This is a genomic window from Pseudoalteromonas rubra (genome assembly GCF_005887095.1).
Classification (GTDB): domain Bacteria; phylum Pseudomonadota; class Gammaproteobacteria; order Enterobacterales; family Alteromonadaceae; genus Pseudoalteromonas; species Pseudoalteromonas rubra_E.
In genome coordinates this window covers 119,732-138,764 of the sequence record NZ_PNCI01000018.1, presented here as the reverse complement: position 1 = coordinate 138,764, position 19,033 = coordinate 119,732, and the positions used below count along the sequence as shown (strand labels likewise).

Genomic DNA, 19,033 nt, shown 5'->3' with positions numbered 1-19,033 from the left:
GACTAATCAGACAGTGCCCGGGCAAGACCGACAGGCTCAATTTCTGTACAGACGTTGTCATCGTTCCAGTTTAGGCCTAGCAGCGCGTTATCGTCGCGTAAATCTTCAATCCACTCGTCAAGCAGCTCGTCAAGTGCGATGGCGATAGGTTTAAAATCAGCCCACTCATCACGACATTGTGCTTTTGCATTGTCTTCGTTATCCCACAGCAGTAACACGTCTGATTCTTCAAACTGGTTAGAGTCAACGACAACCAGGCCGCCATCCTCTGAGCCCAGTGCCCAAACTTGCTCCTGTTCTTTCGCTGCAACGACAAAACTGACTACTTCCGATTCTATTTCGATGTCACTCATGGTGTATTTCCAAAGTTAATGAGCTTATGCTCTGGGATCTGTAAGACGTATCTCATCAAGAGACTGCCATTGGTCATAAAACTGCCCCAGGGCGTTGTACGCAGTTAAGTCGAACAAGTCTCTGAAGCGGATCCAATCCAGCAGGCAGTATAAACTGATCTGAAGATACTCGCAGTTTAAAAATACGTTTTCCTGACAACGCTGGTCTAATACCTGTAGTGTTTCGGCTATCCTGCCACGTTGTAGGTTAAAGAATAGCCTGTCTTCGTTGGTATCAAACTCTGAGCGCTGACACAGTAAAAGCTCTACCAGAGAATCGTTACAGGCATTAAGGATCGTTAAGAGATTTTCCTGCGCCCAGTTGAGGTGAGGAAGAGAAAACTTCTGTTGTAAATAACGGGCAATGACGTTTGAGTCGAGTACCGGCTGATCGTCAGCCAGCAGAAAAGGCAGTTTTCGTGCTGGGTTGTATTGGTTAAGCGTTGCTCTGCCTTCATCACTGAAGATGTCCAGTTTTCGATAGTCCAGGGTAATATCATGGCGAAGGCAGTAGATGCGGATGCGCCTGACGTACGGAGACGTGTCCGAGCCGTATAAGATCATCACTCAATCCTTATGTTTTAGTTGGATGCGCAATGACTATAGCACTACTTTTATGTGGGTAGAAACAAGGCAGGGCAGATTTAAGACATAATAAGCAGGGCTACCGGCAGCAGTAAGCTGCCAGTAGCAAACGGGTGCGGGTGATGCTTATTCTACCCGGCTTGTCACTTCAAGCAGGTGGTACCCGAACTGAGTTTGAACAGGCCCTTGTACTTCGTTGATCGGTGCAGAAAAAACCACTTTGTCGAACTCGGGGACCATCATACCAGGCCCAAACTCGCCCAGTTCTCCTCCATCCTGACCGGACGGACAACTTGAATACTGTTTGGCAATGTCGGCAAAGTCTTCGCCTGATGCAATACGTTGCTTGAGTTCCAGGCATTGGGCTTCGTTATCGACTAAAATATGTCTTGCGCTGGCTAGTGTCATTATCTCTCCATGGGTGGTTAATTAATGCTCATACATTATTCTAATATACTTAGATTTAAAGCGCATTATTTAAGATCAAGTTCTTTTTCAATCGCAGCGATCAGTGGCTCAGACATAGGCTTAGTTCTGCTGTTGAACTGCTGTATGGTCTTACGATCGGCAGAGATCAGGTACTTGTAAAAATTCCACATGGGCGCTCCGCTCTGCTCGCCAAGGTGTTGAAAGAGCGGGTTTGCATCACTGCCTCGTACCGCGCCGGTTGCCATCATTGTGAAGGTGACGCCATAGTTAATAAAGCACACTTCAGCGGTATCTTTCTCGTCGTTCTCTTCCTGGAAAAAGTCATCAGAAGGAAACCCTAGCACGACCAAGCCCTTATCTGCATAAGCTTTGTGTAGCTTTTCGAGGCCATCGAACTGACCGGTAAACCCGCAATTACTGGCGGTATTGACCACCAATAGAGGTTTGCCTTTGAAAGCACACAAGTCAACGGTGTCTTTTGATCTGAGCTTTCGGAATTCGTAGCCCGTGAAGTCATCACATGCTGTGCTCTTTGAGAAGTTAGGGGTATCACTGGCCTGAATGCTGGCGCTGGTGAGCAGTGCTAATGAAATCAGTAGCGGTTTTATCATTGGGGAGCTCCCTGAAACTGTTTTAAATTCAATGCCTGAGTATACGCGACGCGACGGTGTTAAGTTCACAGTTTACCTGTTGAACAGCATGATTCAACCGCACAGAGTATCGTCTAGGCAATTCTTGACTAAACTGAATGCAATGATTGAGAAGAATATTCCGGTAATTTGGCTTACCACAACAGGGTTTAGTTATGGAAAACAACAAGGTATTGATTATCGATAGCAGCAGTGTGCTGGCTATGAGACTGAAGGTGTTATTTGAGTTACTGGGTTGTGAAGTGGTGCACCTGCACTTTCAGGTATTACACAAAGTTCAGGACTTTTTTTCCTACCATGTTGTCGCTATTGCCCATGGCCTGCCTGATACTACGTTCGACGCTCTGTCTGCGCTTAAAGACCATGACCGCCTGATTTTATTGGCTCCTAAGCCGGAAAACTCAGAACATGTTGAGGCATTCAGTCGCTTAAACCGGATGCTGTGTAATGCCATTGTGATTTACCCTTTTTTCGGTAATAAAGAAATCACTAGCTTGCTGGAGCGAGTGCTTGAAACGGGCGATCATGATCGCCTTGAGCTGCCCAAAATTTTACTGGTTGATCACAGAGAGGAGCGCCTTGCGCGCCTGACGGCCAGTTTACGTGGCGCACAACTTACGGTGGTAACTGCGCGCTGTGTTGCTGAGGCTATGCAGCAGGCAAGTAGCCATGATATCGATTTGTTGATTTGTGATTTCAATCTGGAACAGGGAAGCGGGCTGGATGTTTTTAAGAAGGTGCGGCAGGTTCACCGCGATACGCGCTGTTTGTTGATGACTTCACGGCAAGATCAGGTTGATATGATGGAAGCCATCCGTCAGGGAGTGGAAGATGTGCTAACTAAGCCCATCGATGAAGGCGCGCTGCTGCAATCTCTGCATAAACTGTGGCAGAGCGAGTTGCTGCGTCGACATAATCAGGAACTGGTGGAACGTTTACAGGATACGGTCGATGCGCTGATTGAAAGAGACAGCTTACTGCGGGTGATTTATAAGCACACGCCTGACCCCATCATGTTGTTTAATCTGGATGGCTACGTGATTGAGGCGAACGATGGTTGCACGACCTTGTTGCGTCTGCCCAGCGATCAGCTTCAGCAGCATTCGATATTCAATTTGTTTGAACCTTCATCGGTTTCGGCACTAAAAGAAGCGATTAATACTGGTGGTATCTTGCGCCATTTTAATTGTGAGCTGGTGCTGCCACAGGAAGAAGGGCCCAGTATTCCTCTGATGGGCACTTTTATCGAAATTGATCATCATGGCGAAATTGCGCTGGCAGCGATTTTTAAGAACGTCGCTCAGCTAAAGCGTAAACAACAGTTACTGGAAGAAGCCAAAGAAGTACTGGAAGTCGAGGTTCAGGCGCGTACGGCCCAGCTGCAGGCCGCCAAAGAAGCTGCGGAAGCCGCAAATATCAGTAAGTCTGAGTTTCTGGCGAATATGTCACATGAACTCAGAACCCCGATGCATTCAATTCTGAGTTTTGCCCGCTTCGGGCTTGATAAGCTGGGTTGTGGTGAGATACCTGTGGGCAAGTTAGAAAAATATTTGTCGCGTATCGAAACCAGTGGTGAACGTTTACTGTTGTTACTGAACAACCTGCTCGATTTATCTAAGCTCGATGCAGGGCGTTTTCCTTTTAACCCGGCATCACATAATTTGCTGACCTTAGTGCATACTGCAAAAGAAGATGTCTCGGGTCTGGCCATGGCACGGCATATTCGCATTGAGGTGGATGTGCAGGAAGACGTCATAATGTTGTTTTGTGACGCTGAGCAGCTCACTCAGGTGATGAGAAATTTACTCGGCAATGCGCTGAAATTTAGCCCGGAATACAGTCAAGTTAGTGTCACTGTCATGCAAAGATCCGGCTATGTACACCTGTTGGTGCGCGATAAAGGGGTTGGGATCCCGGAGGATGAACTTGAACACATTTTTGACAAGTTTGCACAGAGCAGTAAAACCAACAGTGGTGCGGGTGGAACGGGACTTGGGTTGGCAATTTGCAAAGAGTTCGTGCTACTGCATAAAGGCTGTATTTATGCCGAGAATAATCCGGATGAAGGTGCCTGCATTCACATTGAACTGCCAATTCAGTTGGAGCACTAGCGCCATTGGGGATCACTGTCTATAACTAAAGGATGAGTGTCTCCGCTGGGTTTGTTGCTTTATAGCAGGCTGGCAGGTGACAACGCTTTGGCAACGGAAAAGGAACTGTGTGATGGCATTGCAACGAATCCTGGCGGTGGATGATGAACCTTTCAACCTCGAAATTATTGAGGAAATACTTGAAGACCTTGATTTTGAACTGCTTACTGTAACCAGTGGTCAGCAGTGTCTGGACGTGATTGAAGACTTTGCGCCTCAGGTTGTTTTGCTGGACGTGAGCATGCCGAAAATGAATGGCTATGAGGTCTGTAAAAAGCTAAAGGCTAATTTGCAGACACAGGACATCATAGTGATGTTTGTGTCGGCGCGTGGTTCGGTCGAAGAGCGCATGGAAGGCTATGCAGTTGGTGCCGAAGACTACATCGTTAAGCCTTTTGGCCACAATGAGCTCAAAGCCAAGCTACTCAATCTGGGGCAAATGTTACTGGAACGAGATATTCTGGAACAGCAGGTAGAGGATGCCACCTCCACAGCATTTAATGCCATGGCAACCAGCAGTGAAATGGGCTTTATCGTCAATTATATCGAGCAGATCGGTGTGATTGATGATATTCAGGCGTTAGCGAAAGCCCTGATCCAGTGCCTCAATAATTTAGGGTTAAGTTGCAATATCGAATTCCGGGTGGATGAGCAACGCCATCATTTCGCAACCGCTGGACTGTGTTCGCCTATCGTACTGGAACTGTTTGAAATATTACGCTCTAAGGGGCGGTTGCATGAATTTACCAGCCGGATCCTGGTGAATTACAACCTCGTTAGTGTGCTGATTTTGAATATGCCATCGGAAGATGCCGACAAGCATGGTCGACTCAGAGATCATATCTGCTTTATCGCCAGCGTTACTGAGCAGCAATTATTGGCTATCCTGACGCGGAAACAATTGCTCTGTCAGCAGGCGGAGCTGAATGAAGCCATTACCATGATCCACAGTAAGTTTACCGGATTACTGGCCTTGCTTAACAATAATCGCAGCCAGAATGAATCGATTTTTAGAAATCTCCAGGAAGTCTTCGAGCAACGGATCCCGACCATGGGCCTGGATGAAGATCAGGAAGTCTTTATATACCAACATATTGATGAAGCGATTCAGGGCTCCATTGCCCGAGAGGAAGCCATTATGCAGGTGCGTGAAGCCTTCACTGAAATCGAAAGTGATTTATCCTTGCTCAGTTCGACAGGAAAGCAATCTCAGTGACAAAAAGCCTGAACTCTTAAGTGCCTGTGTTACAACACTAGCTGTCTCGTCCAGGTGACCCCGGATGAGGGGTATTTTGCTCACCATATTGGTGTAGTTTATAGAACGATATTAAAGTGATTTAATTTATTGAAATATAATAATTTTATTAAGCATCTCGCGGCAGGCCTTTCTCGATTATCCGGATCAGTCTGGCGTTTTTACGGTGTTGCTGAGTTTGTTTGGTACGTTGCTGTTCCAGTGCCCAGACAATATGTTCCCGGACCAGCTCAGAGGCCGACTCAAGACGTGCCTCGAGTGCCTTGATAATGCCGGGGTCAGGGTTGGCATTACCCAGTCCAACGGCCAAATTACGTAGCCAGCGTTCATGACCAATACGGCGAATGGGACTGCCTTCGGTATTTTTCAAAAACGTGGGTTCATCCCAGTTGAATAGGGTAACCAGCTCCTGATCTTTGAGCTGCTGGCGGGGGTGAAAGTCTTGTTCGTCAGTGAGCTGGCCATAGCGGTTCCATGGGCATACCAGTTGGCAGTCGTCGCAACCATAGACTCGATTGCCCAGTAATGAGCGATACTGCTCGGGGATCGGGCCTTGTAATTCAATGGTCAGATAAGAAATACACCTGCGGGCATCCACCACATAGGGCTCCACAATTGCACCTGTCGGGCAAAGCGTGAGACAGGCATTACATTTGCCACAGCCTTCTTCTTGTGACTGGTCATCTGTGGGCAAAGGCAGGTCAACAAACAACTCGCCAAGGAAAAACCAGGAACCGGCTTGCTTGTGGATCAGTAAGCTGTTTTTGCCTCGCCAGCCCAGACCTGCTTTTTCAGCAAGCTGGCGTTCCAGCACGGGCGCCGAATCAACGAACGGGCGAAAGCCAAACTGTCCGACTTCCTGTTCTATGCGTTGCCCGAGTTTTTTTAACCGATTACGGATAACCTTGTGATAGTCTCGGCCCAGAGCGTAACGGCTGATATAGGCCGTTTGCTTATTTTTAAGCGCACGGGCGAAACTGGCATCAGGTGGCAGGTAGTTCATTTTGACTGAGATCACCCTTTGTGTACCGGGCACCAGTTCAGCGGGGCGGGCACGTTTCATACCATGGGCAGCCATGTAGTCCATTTCACCATGATAGCCCTTATCAAGCCAGCGCTGTAATTGCGCTTCGTGTTCGTTAAGGTCTATGTCGGTGATGCCAACTTCAGCAAAGCCAAGTTCTTTGCCCCAGAGCTTAATTTTTTGCGCAAGTTCAGTATAGTTAATATCAACAGAAGAATGAGTAGTGGTTGTCACGGCATGTCTATATCACAAGCAAAATACCTGACTAATTTACCACAAGTTGCCTATACGGCCCAAGCGGTACAAGTCAATGAAGGCGAAGCGGCGCGCCTGGCAGGAACCACGTTAAGTACATTAATGCAACGTGCCGCAGGCGCATTGTTTGAGTATGTCAGTAGTTTGTCACTGAGCGGTCCTGTACTGATCCTCGCTGGGAAGGGAAACAATGGGGGAGATGGCTACGTGCTGGCACATCTGTGTCACCAGGCTGGTATTGCGGTTGAAGTACTTGCGTTGTTCGATCCCGAGCAGCTTCGGGGCGATGCACGCGCGGCTTATCATCAATATCAGGGCGGTGGCGGTAAGGTGTCACGCCATTGTGCCGACTGGCAGGCGTCAGCGCCTGCTTTAATCGTGGATGCCGTGTTTGGCAGCGGTTTTCGTGGCCAGTTGCCAGAGCATGTCGCAGCGGTTTTTAGACAGCTTGTTCAGTGCGCGTCACATCGGCTTGCGGTTGATATTCCCAGTGGTGTGAATGGCTCGACCAGTGAAGTTGCCCAGGATGCCTTTGTTGCAGACGTGACCATCACGTTTATTGCGCTCAAGCAAGGTCTGCTCACCGGTTCAGCCAGACACCATAGCGGGACTGTCTATCTGGCAGAGCTGGGCGTTGGGGGCGAATTTGCACAACTGGTATCTCCTTCAAGTCACTATTTTTCAGCAGAGGCTTTGCTGGCGAAGCGTCCGGTGCGCCCAGCTGACACCTATAAAAACCGCTGTGGCCATGTGCTGTTAATTGGCGGAGGCCCCGGCATGGCGGGCGCAATACGCCTGGCTGCTGAAGCCTGTTTACGCGCTGGTGCTGGTTTGGTCAGTGTGGCAACTCACCCTGAAAATCAGGCCATGGTTCTGCAGGGGCGCTATGAACTGATGGTGTATGGGGTGACTGGCCCCGATGAACTGCTCCCCTTGCTGGACAAGGTCGATACCTTAGTGATAGGCCCCGGTTTAGGGCAATCAGCTTGGGCAAGATCACTGTTTGACAAGGTGATTCACTGTACTCACCCTATGGTTGTTGACGCCGATGGGCTGAATTTGCTGGCGAGACAACCCAGGCAGTGGCAGAATGCTATTTTGACCCCACATTGGGGAGAGGCAAAGCGCCTCAGCGCTGCCATCGTGACCTTGCCTGAGAGCAGCTCCAGGTTCGAAATGTGCGATGCGCTGGCACAGTATTTTCAGGCCTGTGTGGTGTTAAAGGGACCGGGTACATTGGTTCAGCAGACGCAGCGGATAAATATCAACCGCTCAGGATGTGCTGCCATGGCCAGTGCTGGGATGGGCGATGTATTATCTGGTATAATTGCCGCTTTGTTGGCGCAGGGCATGAGTAAATTTGATGCGGCTATGTTGGCGGTGTATATTCATGGTCTTGCGGCTGAAAAAGCGGCACATGACGGCGCGCATGGGTTGCTGGCAAGTGATTTATTTGTCCATATTAGAGGTATTATCGGATGAGTGTCGATGCGACATTAGAAATTGAGCTGGCTGATGAAGCCGCAACCATTGCTTTGGGAAACCAACTTGCCGAGTTGATTGATTCCGGGGCGGTATTCTATTTGCATGGTGATTTGGGCGCCGGTAAAACGACTCTGACACGCGGTATTGTGCAAGGGCTGGGTCATCAGGGGAATGTGAAAAGCCCGACTTATACCTTAGTTGAACCCTATGAGTTGGGGGATGTGTGTATTTATCACTTTGATTTGTATCGTTTGGGCGACCCGGAAGAGCTGGAGTTTATGGGGATCCGGGATTATTTTGCGCCGCATGCCGTCTGTATTGTTGAATGGCCAGAGAAGGGGGCTGGTGTGATCCCAACGGCAGATATGGACATTGACCTGGCCTATCACGGTGAAGGACGCCGTGCTGTATTAAGGCCACACACAGAACGGGGAAGACAGCTTGCTCAAGCTATAGGTCGATATGCGTAGTGCGATAACAAAAATTAGTTTTACCCTGTTTGCGCTGAGCGTGTTACTGCTCGCCAGCGCTGCACAGGCAAAAAATAAAATCAACGGTGTGCGTGTGTGGCCTTCACCCGAAAGCACACGCGTGGTATTTGATCTGTCTGAAAAGCCCGAGTACAGCTACTTTATGCTGAAAAACCCGCTGCGGCTGGTGATCGATCTGGAAAACACCAGTAAGCTCAAGCAACTACCTACCTTGCCCAAAGAGCATAAAATCGTAGAAAAGCTCCGTTACAGTCAGGCCAAGAGTCGCAACAGCACCCGGGTGGTCATGGAGCTGAGCCGCACTGCCAAGCCCGTTATTTTTGCGCTTGCGCCGACCGGGCCATACAAAGACCGTTTGGTGGTGGACTTATATGGGCAGCAAAAAAGCCTTTATGCCAGTAAATCTAAACAAAGCAAAAAGCGTGAACTGGTCAAAGACAGAGACATCATTATTGCCATCGATGCAGGTCACGGTGGGGAAGACCCCGGCTCAATCGGGCCTTCAGGGACGTACGAAAAGAACATCACACTGCCAATTGCTAAACGGCTTGCGCGTTTAATTGATAAAGAGCCTGGCATGCAGGCACGCCTGACCCGCACAGGTGATTACTATATCAAGCTCAATACCCGTACAGCGAGAGCCAGAGAGCGCCAGGCTGATTTCTTTGTGTCTATCCATGCAGACGCTTTTTCGCGCCCGGAACCCCGTGGTGCTTCGGTTTGGATCTTGTCATTACGTCGAGCCAATTCCGAAGTCGGTAAATGGCTGGAAGATAAAGAAAAGCACTCTCAGTTACTGGGTGGAGCGGCGGATGTGATAAAGGACACCGCGAACGAGAAATACCTGGCCAAGGCGTTACTGGATATGTCGATGGACCACTCAATGAAAACCGGTTTTAAGGTGGCGGAAGAGGTGGTAACCGAGCTGAAAAAAGTCACTAAACTACATAAAAAGCGCCCTCAGGCGGCCAATTTTGGGGTACTAAAATCACCGGATATCCCTTCTATTTTGGTCGAAACCGGCTTTATCTCTAATCCGCAGGAAGAAAAACAGCTAAAAACCAGCTATCACCAGCAACGTCTGGCGAATGCTATTTTCAAGTCGATCAAGCGTTATTATCAGCAAAATCCACCAGATAATACTTTGTTCGCGAGCCTGAAAAACAACAAACCTCTGCGTCATAAAGTACAGCGGGGTGAATCTTTAAGTGTGCTGGCCGCCCGTTATGGCACCACGGTTTCGGCACTGAAAAAGGCCAACCGACTGACAAAAAATACTTTGTATATTGGTCAGGTGCTGACCATTCCTAAGGCGTAGTCCGTGGCTATTGAAATTTTACCAGCCAGATTGGCTAACCAGATAGCTGCGGGAGAGGTGGTTGAACGCCCGGCTTCTGTCGTTAAGGAACTGGTCGAAAATAGTATTGATGCCGGCGCGACACGCATACAGATAGACATAGAGCGTGGTGGCCACAAGCTCATCCGGATAAGGGACAATGGTGCCGGTATTGTCAAAGATGAGCTGACGCTGGCGCTGTCTCGTCATGCAACCAGCAAGCTTAAAACTTTGGACGACCTGGAATGTATTTCGTCGCTGGGCTTTCGCGGAGAGGCGCTGGCGTCGATCAGTTCTGTATCCAGGCTGACATTGAGCTCTAAGCCTGCCGATCAGGAAACGGCCTGGCAGGCGTTTGCCGAGGGGCGTGATATGACGGTGCAGATCCAGCCAACCGCCCATCCCAATGGGACCACCATTGAAGTTAAAGATCTATTCTTCAATACCCCGGCCAGACGAAAGTTCTTACGCACTGAAAAAACCGAGTTTAGTCATATCGATGAACTGATTAAGCGTATTGCATTAAGTCGCTTTGATCTGGCCCTGACGCTGACGCATAACCAAAAAGTGATCAGACAGTTTCGTGCCCGGCCAGATCCATACAGTGTGGAACGGGTTGCCCAGGTAGCTGGTAAAGTGTTTTCACAGCAGGCCAGCTTTGTGGAATCTGGTCACGATGGCCTGAAATTGTATGGCTGGGTGTTACCGGTAGGAAGCAACAATCAGACCCAATACACTTATGTCAATGGTCGGATGATGCGAGATAAATTGATCCTGCATGCTATCCGACAAGCGTTTGAAGAAACAGTAGGAAGCGTTGATACGCCGGGGTTCGTGATTTATCTGCAACTCGATCCAACTCAGGTTGATGTGAACGTGCACCCTGCTAAGCATGAAGTACGGTTTCATCAGGCACGTCTGATCCATGACTTTATTGTTCAGGCTGTTAAGCAAGTTGTACTCAGTGAGCGACCTGAGTTGCCATTGCACCAACCGGATACACAAGTGGCTGCGGGCGCGGTTACTGACACCACAAGTTATAGCGAGCCTGTTGCTGCTGAGCAATTGACCTTACAGCAGACGCGTCAGCATCAGGCTTATCGAACGCCACTACAAAATGAATATGGCGAAGTGCGGGACAATGCTTTTCCATCTGCCCGAGGGGCGTCATTTGGTGCGCAAGGGGCAAGCCAAAGCACCCGAAGTGGTGCGAAAAACAGCATCAGTTCAGTCTCTGCTAAGCCACCTCAGGTTAATGTCAACGAGCTGTATCAGGGAATGCTTGCCCCGGCGGAAGCCGCAAAGGTAGTACCCAGAGTTGAGGAAACCACAGTTCATCATGAAGCGGTGGTCACCCAGTTTTTGCCTCTAAAAAGTGGTGCCGTCCTCTTCTCTCAGGCTGGTGAACTCAGGTTGGGCCATTGTCGAGATGGCCTGATAGAAACCTGGCAGGCACAGCTTGAACAAGACGGTACTTTACAGGGCAAAGCACTACTATTGCCTGTGCGCGTTAATTTGAGTGCGCAGGAGATTGCGCGTATTACGCAGCAGGAGTCCTGGCTGACTTTACTGGGATTTGCGATTCAGGCACACGAACGCTACGTGATGGTGAAAAAGTTGCCTTTAAGTCTATACAGCTTGGATGTGCCCCAGTGCCTGGATAGAGTGTTCGACGCTTGTTCTACAGAGTCGCAGACATTGGAAGACTGGTTAAACTGGCTGCAAACGACGACGCCGGCAAGTTACTTTGACTCCCAACACTTTGCGTCAGTCATTGAAAAAATATTAAAAAATGCCAGAAGCTGTGCTCAAATCGAAGCAAAAGCGGTTACAATAGACCAAAGCAAGCTAATAAGCTTGTCCCAACAAGAGTCATAAGATCTTGTCCTGGCTGTAACCCTGATGTGTTACAGCACCAACAGCAGTAGAGAAACAGCGTGCAAGCAAAACCCGTTATTACCTTGATGGGGCCAACCGCCGCCGGTAAAACCGCGTTGGCCATTGAGCTCTGTCAGCATTTAAAGAGTGAGATTATCAGTGTGGATTCTGCACTGGTATACAAAGGCATGGACATAGGCACCGCCAAACCTGATGCTGCTGAGCAGGTTATGGCACCGCACCACCTGATTGATATGTTGGATCCGGCTGAAAGTTACTCTGTTGCAGACTTTCGCCGTGATGCCATTGCCTGCATCGACCGGTTGCATGAGCAGGGCAAAGTGCCCGTGCTGGTTGGTGGCACTATGATGTATTTTAAAGGCCTGATTGAAGGCTTATCGCCCTTGCCTGAAGCCTGCCCACAGGTGCGTGAGGCGCTAGAGCAAGAAGCAAAAGCGCTAGGCTGGCCGACTTTGCATGCACAACTGATGAAGATAGATCCACAGGCTGCGGCGAAAATCAGCGAGAATGATTCTCAGCGCATCAACAGAGCGCTGGAAGTGCACCGTTTAACGGGCAAAACGATGACTGAATTGCAAAAAGCCAAACAAGCGCCTTTGCCTTATCAGTTTCATCAGTTTGCAATTGCCCCGAAGGATCGTAAGATACTGCACGAAAGGATAGAAAAAAGATTTAAAATAATGCTGGAACAGGGCTTTAAAAACGAAGTTTTGGCCTTATATCAGCGAAATGATTTGCATCCGGATTTGCCTTCCATTCGTTGTGTGGGCTATCGGCAGATGTGGGAGCATTTGGCTGGCGAGTGCGATTATGAAGAAATGCTCTTCAAAGGGATTGCAGCGACCAGGCAGTTAGCGAAGCGCCAATTAACTTGGTTACGTAGTTGGCCAGATGTCACCTGGCTTGAAACGGACGGGCAAGAAAACTTGCAACGTGTATTAAGTTCGCTAAGCTAATAGAGGTTGGGGAAATTTTTTTATTCAGATTACTTCAACTATCTCAACATAATAACACCTAGAACGAAGGATAAGAACATGGCAAAAGGCCAATCGTTACAAGACCCATTTTTGAATGTCTTACGTCGTGAGCGCATTCCCGTTTCCATCTTTTTAGTTAACGGTATCAAATTACAAGGCAAGATCCAGTCCTTTGATCAGTTCGTCATCTTGCTTGAAAACACTGTAAATCAGATGGTTTACAAACATGCCATTTCGACCGTTGTGCCTGCTCGTGCTGTAAATTTCCAGAACACACAAGGCAATGACAGTGCAGAACATGGCGAAGATGGTAACTTTTAATCGTTTATAATCGATAGTAGGAGCGTAATGCTTGTTTGACCGTTATGAAGCCGGCGAACAGGCAGTCTTAGTACATATAGAGTTTCCGAATGAAGGAGATCGAGAAGATCTTCGCGAGCTGGAAATGCTAGTGTCTTCTGCTGGTGTTAGTTGTTTGACGGTTGTGCAAGGCAGCCGTCAGGCGCCTCACCCGAAATTATTTGTCGGGACGGGCAAAGCAGAAGAAATCGCTGAGATTGTCAGAACTCATAATGCAGATGTCATCATCTTTAATCATCAACTCAGTCCCTCTCAAGAGCGCAACTTAGAGCGTGTCTGCCGTTGTCGGGTATTAGATAGAACGACCTTAATTTTAGATATTTTTGCTCAGCGTGCACGAACCCACGAGGGTAAGTTGCAGGTTGAGCTGGCACAGTTGCGACATATTTCAACTCGCCTGATCCGTGGCTGGACCCACCTTGAAAGACAAAAAGGCGGGATAGGTTTGCGTGGACCGGGTGAAACCCAGCTGGAAACTGACCGCCGCTTGCTCAGAGAGCGGATCAAAAGTATCCGTAAGCGACTGGAGAAAGTTGCGACGGTACGTGAGCAGGGGCGCCGGGCACGCAGCCGTAACGAGATCCCCACGGTGTCTCTGGTCGGCTATACCAATGCGGGCAAGTCAACCTTGTTTAATCATGTCACACATGCCGATGTATACGCCGCAGATCAGCTGTTCGCGACCTTAGACCCGACATTGCGTAAGCTTGAAATTGCCGACGTCGGACCGGTCATTTTTGCCGATACCGTTGGTTTTATTCGCCATTTACCTCATGATCTGGTGGCTGCGTTTAAAGCAACACTGACTGAAACACGTGAGGCGGATTTACAGCTCCATGTTGTGGATGTGGCTGATCAGAGAAGAAAAGAGAACATAGAAGAGGTACAATCGGTCCTCAAAGAAATTGAGGCAGATGAGATCCCTCAATTGCTGGTTTACAACAAAATTGATCTGGTTGACGAGATCAACCCTAAAATAGACAGAGATGATCAAGGTATGCCAGTCCGTGTGTGGCTATCTGCACATACAGGTGAAGGCAGTGAATTGCTTGAACAGGCGATTTTGGAGTTACTGGCGAAGAAAATTTTTGCCCACAAGCTCATCGTACCACCTGCATTTGGCAAGCTACGTGGGGCTTTGTTTAACCTCAATGCAGTCAATGGTGAATCTTACGATGAGACCGGAAACTGGCTGCTGGACGTCAGATTGCCGCAGGCAGACTGGGAAAGACTTAAAAAAGAGCAGGGGCAGGAAATAGAGCAATTTGTGGTTGGGGATTGAAAAAGCCATTTATCGCACGCATTTCTCTATTAGATCTCTGTGTTTTTTGTTAGATTTAGATTAATTCATTTTATAACAATGGAGTATAGCTATGGCCTGGAACGAACCGGGTAATAATGGCAATGATAACGACCCGTGGAAAAACCGCGGCGGTCGTGATCAGGGGCCACCTGACTTAGACGAGGTATTCCGCAAATTCAACAACAAGTTTGGCGGCATGTTTGGCGGCAAACCGGGCAAAGGCGGCGGTATAGGCGGTGCCGGTACGGTATTTGTGCTGCTGATTGCTTTTGTTGTTTGGGCATTGAGCGGTATTTATACAGTAAAAGAAGCCGAACGGGGCATCGTGCTGCAATTCGGTGAATTTAACCGTATCGCCGAGCCGGGTCTGCGCTGGAAAATGACCTTTATTGAACGTGTTATCCCCATTGATATTGAAGCGGTTCGCTCTTTGTCGGCATCCGGTTTTATGCTGACTGAAGACGAAAACGTGGTGAGTGTTGAGTTCGAAGTGCAGTATCGAGTGGTTGACCCGACTTTGTATCGCTTCAGCGTAACCGATGCCGATCACAGCTTACAGCAGGCGCTTGATAGTGCATTGCGTTATGTTGTGGGTCACTCTCGCATGGACCAGGTCTTAACAACGGGCCGTGAATTGGTACGTCAACGCACCTGGGATGAACTAACCAAAATCATCGAGCCTTATAATCTGGGTATCATCGTCACCGATGTGAACTTTAAAGATTCACGTCCGCCTGCAGAAGTAAAAGATGCGTTCGATGACGCCATCGCAGCACAAGAAGATGAAGAGCGTTTCATTCGTGAAGCAGAAGCATACGCGAGAGAAATTGAGCCGCGTGCTCGTGGTCAGGTAACACGTATGACGCAAGAAGCGGAAGCATATCGAGAGCGCATCACACTGGAAGCACAGGGTGAGGTTGAGCGCTTTGAAAAGCTGCTGCCAGAATACCAAGCTGCCAAGCAGGTTACCCGTGAACGTTTGTACATCGAAACCATGGAACAAGTGCTGGGTAGCAGCTCTAAAGTCCTGGTTGATGTAAAAGGTGGCAATAACATGATGTATCTGCCACTGGATAAGATTATGCAGCAAGGTAAGCCGGGCACTCAGGTTACCCTGCCAAGCCAGAACGACATAAATCAGCTACGTCAGTCACTGGGCCAGTCACGTAATAGTACGGTAAACAGCAGTGATGACCGTTTTTCGCGTGACCGTTTTAACAATGGTGGGAGGTAACTGACATGAAAAACATGACTATCGTAGGATTGCTCGTTGTTGCATTTCTGACTTTTTCGTCGGTGTTTGTTGTGACAGAAGGGCAACGTGCCATTGTTTTACTATTCAGTAAAGTGCAAAAAGACAGTCAGGACAATGCCGTGGTCTATGAACCTGGTCTGCACCTGAAAGTGCCTTTTTTCAGTCAGGTACGTCGTATTGATGCACGTATTCAGACTTTGGATGGCGCACCAGATCGTTTCGTAACCAGCGAGAAAAAAGACTTGATCGTCGATTCATTCGTGAAATGGCGTGTTAATGATTTCTCCGCGTACTATCTGCGTGCCAGAGGCGACAAGCAATATGCTGAAACCCTGCTGAAGCAGAAAGTGAACAATGGTCTGAGAACTAACTTTGGTTCACGTACTATCAAAGAAATCGTGTCGGGTGAACGTAGTGAACTGATGGAAGAAGCACTGGTACAGGCCTCTGAAAGTGCTCAGGAGCTGGGTATTGAAGTACTGGACGTGCGGGTTAAGCAAATCAACCTGCCAAATGAAGTGAGTAACTCTATCTTCCAGCGGATGCGTGCTGAACGTACCGCGGTGGCAAAAGAGCACCGCTCTGAAGGTCAGGAAAAAGCAGAGATCATTCGTGCTGAAGTGGACCGTCGGGTAACGGTTATGCTGGCGGACGCGGAGCGTAATGCACGTGCTGTGCGAGGTCAGGGTGACGCGTTAGCGGCAAAGATTTATGCCGATGCATATAACAAAGATCCTGAGTTCTTTGGCTTCGTTCGTTCACTGGAAGCATATAAAAATACCTTCACCAATAAAGGTGATGTCATGGTGTTGTCACCTGACAGTGAGTTCTTCGATTATATGAAGAACAAAAAAGGCGAATAAGTCCGCGTTCTTTTCATTGTAACGACGCGACTAAAGCCCGAATTGAAAACCCCGCAGCAGCGGGGTTTTTTGCTTTTTAACCCTGTTCAGAAACGCCTGTGGGCAATATCACCTTGATCAGATGAGTTAAAGAAACCCTCTTAATTTCATTGGGATCCCAGCGAGTGCGGAAAAAATAGCCGTGATGGGGTGTTTTGATCGGGCTTTTCTGATAAAATCTGCGCCTAATTTTTTCTAAGTGATTTTGCAATGGGTAAAAACGTCGTTGTATTGGGCACCCAGTGGGGTGACGAAGGTAAAGGCAAGGTTGTAGACCTGCTAACAGATAAAGCTTCTTTGGTTGTTCGCTATCAGGGTGGGCATAACGCCGGTCATACGCTGGTAATTAACGGTGAAAAAACCGTTCTGCACCTGATCCCGTCAGGCATTTTGCGTGATAACGTCAAATGCATTATCGGTAACGGTGTGGTACTTGCACCAGACGCACTCATGAAAGAAGTGCGTATGCTGGAAGAGCGTGGCGTACCAGTTCGTGAGCGCTTGCTTATCAGCGAAGCATGTCCGTTGATCCTGCCTTACCATGTTGCTTTGGACCAGGCACGTGAACTGGCTCGTGGTAACAAAGCAATCGGTACAACCGGTCGTGGTATCGGCCCTGCTTACGAAGATAAAGTAGCACGTCGTGGCCTGCGCGTTGGTGATCTGTTCAACCCAGAGCAGTTTGCAGCTAAGCTGAAAGAAGTGCTTGAGTACCACAACTTCACCCTGGTTAACTACTACAAAGTAGACCCAGTTGACTTCCAGAAAACATACGATGAGGCAATGGAAATTGCTCAAATCCTGAAGTCTATGGTGGTTGATGTAACTGAGCTGTTGGATCAGACACGTCTGAATGGCGACAATATCTTGTTCGAAGGTGCTCAGGGTACTCTGCTTGATATCGACCACGGTACTTACCCCTATGTTACCTCTTCGAATACCACAGCCGGTGGTGTAGCAACGGGTGCTGGTTTTGGTCCTCTGCACCTGGATTATGTACTGGGTATTGTGAAAGCCTACACTACGCGTGTTGGTTCAGGTCCATTCCCTACAGAGCTATATGACGGCCTGGACAAGCAAGATCCAGTTGGTAAACACTTAGGTGAGAAAGGTCATGAGTTTGGCGCAACCACCGGCCGCTTGCGTCGCACTGGTTGGTTTGACGCTGTTGCTATGCGTCGTGCAATCCAGATCAACAGCATCTCGGGCTTCTGTCTGACTAAGCTGGACGTACTGGATGGTCTTGAAACTATCAAGATCTGTACTGGTTATCAGCTTGAAGATGGCACGGTAACAAACGTGACGCCATTGGCGGCAGAAGGCTATGAAAAAGTCACGCCAGTCTACGAAGAAATGCCAGGCTGGTCTGAGAACACCTTTGGTGCAACCACCGTTGAGGCACTACCAGAAGCGGCTATCAACTACATCAAGCGTCTTGAAGAGTTGACTGGTGTACCAATCGACATCATCTCAACTGGTCCAGACCGCGTTGAGACAATGATTGTTCGCAACCCATTCGGCGAATAAGTACTCATAAAAAAAGCTGCTTCGGCAGCTTTTTTTATGCCTGCAGTTTGCTCGCAACACTGACCGACGCAGTGGCACATTTATTGTATACTTAATCTCAGTGTGTCACAGATACGTATTGAACATGAACAAGCATTTAAGTCTATTCTCAACTCTAATTGTAAGTACTTGCTTACTTTTTAGCGCCTACTCTAACTCAGAGGAAGCGATCGAAGCTGTGCCTCTTTACAGCCAGGCCGAGTTACTGGAACTGATTAATCGCAATGCTCACCTCAAACGTGTTAAAGACGATGAATGCCAGTTGGTGCAGGATATTGAGGCCCGTGCCGAAATAATGGCGCTGCCATCTTATCAGTTTCTGTATGGCGATATGCTGGCCTACGGAGTCTGTGTAGACCGTAATGTCGAGCTTGGCCTGTATTATATGCGCAAGGCAGCAGAGCAGGGGTTAGCACCTGCGTTGGAGCAACTTGGCCGCTATTATGATCTGGGCAAACTGGTACAGATGGACAAACGTATGGCGATCACCTATTTACGTGAAGCATCAGTATTGGGTAATTTGAAGGCTCAGTTACGGCTGGTCGACTTGTTTAACAAAGGGTATGGCAGCCCAAGAGATTATGAAGATGCTTATCGCTGGTTGTTCCATGCAGCAGTCGCAGACAAAAAGCTGCACAAACGTATCGAAAGCGCTTTGGCACAGTTAGCGCAGAAAATGCCGGACAGCGTGGTTAAACGTGCCCGGCTACCGATGTAAG

Annotated in this window: 18 protein-coding genes; 13 read left to right on the top strand and 5 right to left on the bottom strand. The window is 48.6% G+C overall.

Annotated elements, in window-relative coordinates; all coding sequences use genetic code 11:
• Nucleotides 1-2 precede the first annotated feature (2 nt).
• From CWB99_RS09250 to CWB99_RS09235, 4 genes are all read right to left on the bottom strand, one after another.
• Nucleotides 3-353, bottom strand: a complete 351-nt coding sequence (locus CWB99_RS09250) for a DUF2750 domain-containing protein (protein WP_138551060.1) — start codon at nt 351-353, stop codon at nt 3-5.
• 24 nt (nt 354-377) lie between these two features.
• On the bottom strand, nt 378-956 hold the full coding sequence (locus CWB99_RS09245; RefSeq protein ID WP_138551061.1) for a glutathione S-transferase family protein: 579 nt from the start codon (nt 954-956) through the stop codon (nt 378-380).
• Between the two features lie 147 nt (nt 957-1,103).
• A complete protein-coding gene (locus tag CWB99_RS09240) occupies nt 1,104-1,385 on the bottom strand; it encodes a peptidylprolyl isomerase (protein ID WP_138551062.1) in 282 nt (93 codons plus the stop codon).
• Nucleotides 1,386-1,450: 65 nt separating this feature from the next.
• Nucleotides 1,451-2,017 carry a glutathione peroxidase gene (locus CWB99_RS09235; RefSeq protein ID WP_138551063.1) on the bottom strand — a complete coding sequence of 189 codons (567 nt, stop codon included), beginning with the start codon at nt 2,015-2,017 and terminating at the stop codon, nt 1,451-1,453.
• 194 nt (nt 2,018-2,211) lie between these two features.
• On the opposite strand from CWB99_RS09235, the gene CWB99_RS09230 reads away from it, so the two are divergent.
• On the top strand, nt 2,212-4,167 hold the full coding sequence (locus CWB99_RS09230; protein WP_138551064.1) for an ATP-binding protein: 1,956 nt from the start codon (nt 2,212-2,214) through the stop codon (nt 4,165-4,167).
• 112 nt (nt 4,168-4,279) lie between these two features.
• Nucleotides 4,280-5,422, top strand: a complete 1,143-nt coding sequence (locus tag CWB99_RS09225; RefSeq protein WP_138551065.1) for a response regulator — start codon at nt 4,280-4,282, stop codon at nt 5,420-5,422.
• 148 nt (nt 5,423-5,570) lie between these two features.
• Here the strand turns inward: CWB99_RS09225 and queG are convergent, their stop codons facing one another.
• The gene (gene queG / locus CWB99_RS09215; protein ID WP_138551067.1) at nt 5,571-6,719 is read right to left on the bottom strand and encodes a tRNA epoxyqueuosine(34) reductase QueG; all 1,149 of its coding nucleotides are present in this window, start codon (nt 6,717-6,719) and stop codon (nt 5,571-5,573) included.
• Nucleotides 6,720-6,722: 3 nt separating this feature from the next.
• Between queG and CWB99_RS09210 the strand changes: the two genes are divergently transcribed.
• The 11 genes from CWB99_RS09210 to CWB99_RS09160 all read left to right on the top strand — a co-directional run bounded on the left by CWB99_RS09210 (nt 6,723) and on the right by CWB99_RS09160 (nt 19,032).
• Nucleotides 6,723-8,222 carry an NAD(P)H-hydrate dehydratase gene (locus CWB99_RS09210; protein ID WP_138551068.1) on the top strand — a complete coding sequence of 500 codons (1,500 nt, stop codon included), beginning with the start codon at nt 6,723-6,725 and terminating at the stop codon, nt 8,220-8,222.
• The gene (gene tsaE, locus CWB99_RS09205; protein WP_138551069.1) at nt 8,219-8,695 is read left to right on the top strand and encodes a tRNA (adenosine(37)-N6)-threonylcarbamoyltransferase complex ATPase subunit type 1 TsaE; all 477 of its coding nucleotides are present in this window, start codon (nt 8,219-8,221) and stop codon (nt 8,693-8,695) included. The genes CWB99_RS09210 and tsaE overlap by 4 nt, the downstream gene beginning before the upstream one ends.
• Nucleotides 8,688-10,034 carry an N-acetylmuramoyl-L-alanine amidase gene (locus tag CWB99_RS09200; RefSeq protein WP_138551070.1) on the top strand — a complete coding sequence of 449 codons (1,347 nt, stop codon included), beginning with the start codon at nt 8,688-8,690 and terminating at the stop codon, nt 10,032-10,034. Before tsaE ends, CWB99_RS09200 begins: the two co-directional genes overlap by 8 nt.
• 3 nt (nt 10,035-10,037) lie before the next feature.
• Entirely contained in the window at nt 10,038-11,930 is a 1,893-nt protein-coding gene (gene mutL, locus CWB99_RS09195) for a DNA mismatch repair endonuclease MutL (RefSeq protein WP_138551071.1), read from the top strand.
• A gap of 59 nt (nt 11,931-11,989) precedes the next feature.
• Entirely contained in the window at nt 11,990-12,907 is a 918-nt protein-coding gene (miaA, locus tag CWB99_RS09190; RefSeq protein WP_138551072.1) for a tRNA (adenosine(37)-N6)-dimethylallyltransferase MiaA, read from the top strand.
• A gap of 78 nt (nt 12,908-12,985) precedes the next feature.
• Nucleotides 12,986-13,249: an RNA chaperone Hfq gene (hfq, locus tag CWB99_RS09185; protein WP_054015980.1), complete on the top strand. Its 264-nt coding sequence runs from the start codon at nt 12,986-12,988 to the stop codon at nt 13,247-13,249.
• Between the two features lie 31 nt (nt 13,250-13,280).
• Nucleotides 13,281-14,570, top strand: a complete 1,290-nt coding sequence (gene hflX / locus CWB99_RS09180) for a ribosome rescue GTPase HflX (protein WP_138551073.1) — start codon at nt 13,281-13,283, stop codon at nt 14,568-14,570.
• A 91-nt stretch (nt 14,571-14,661) separates the two neighbouring features.
• The gene (gene hflK, locus CWB99_RS09175; protein WP_138551074.1) at nt 14,662-15,825 is read left to right on the top strand and encodes an FtsH protease activity modulator HflK; all 1,164 of its coding nucleotides are present in this window, start codon (nt 14,662-14,664) and stop codon (nt 15,823-15,825) included.
• 5 nt (nt 15,826-15,830) lie between these two features.
• Entirely contained in the window at nt 15,831-16,709 is an 879-nt protein-coding gene (hflC, locus tag CWB99_RS09170; RefSeq protein ID WP_138551075.1) for a protease modulator HflC, read from the top strand.
• Between the two features lie 249 nt (nt 16,710-16,958).
• Nucleotides 16,959-18,275 (top strand): adenylosuccinate synthase, encoded by a 1,317-nt coding sequence (locus CWB99_RS09165; RefSeq protein ID WP_054015976.1) that lies wholly within the window; start codon nt 16,959-16,961, stop codon nt 18,273-18,275.
• Between the two features lie 124 nt (nt 18,276-18,399).
• On the top strand, nt 18,400-19,032 hold the full coding sequence (locus CWB99_RS09160; protein WP_138551076.1) for a tetratricopeptide repeat protein: 633 nt from the start codon (nt 18,400-18,402) through the stop codon (nt 19,030-19,032).
• Nucleotide 19,033 lies beyond the last annotated feature (1 nt).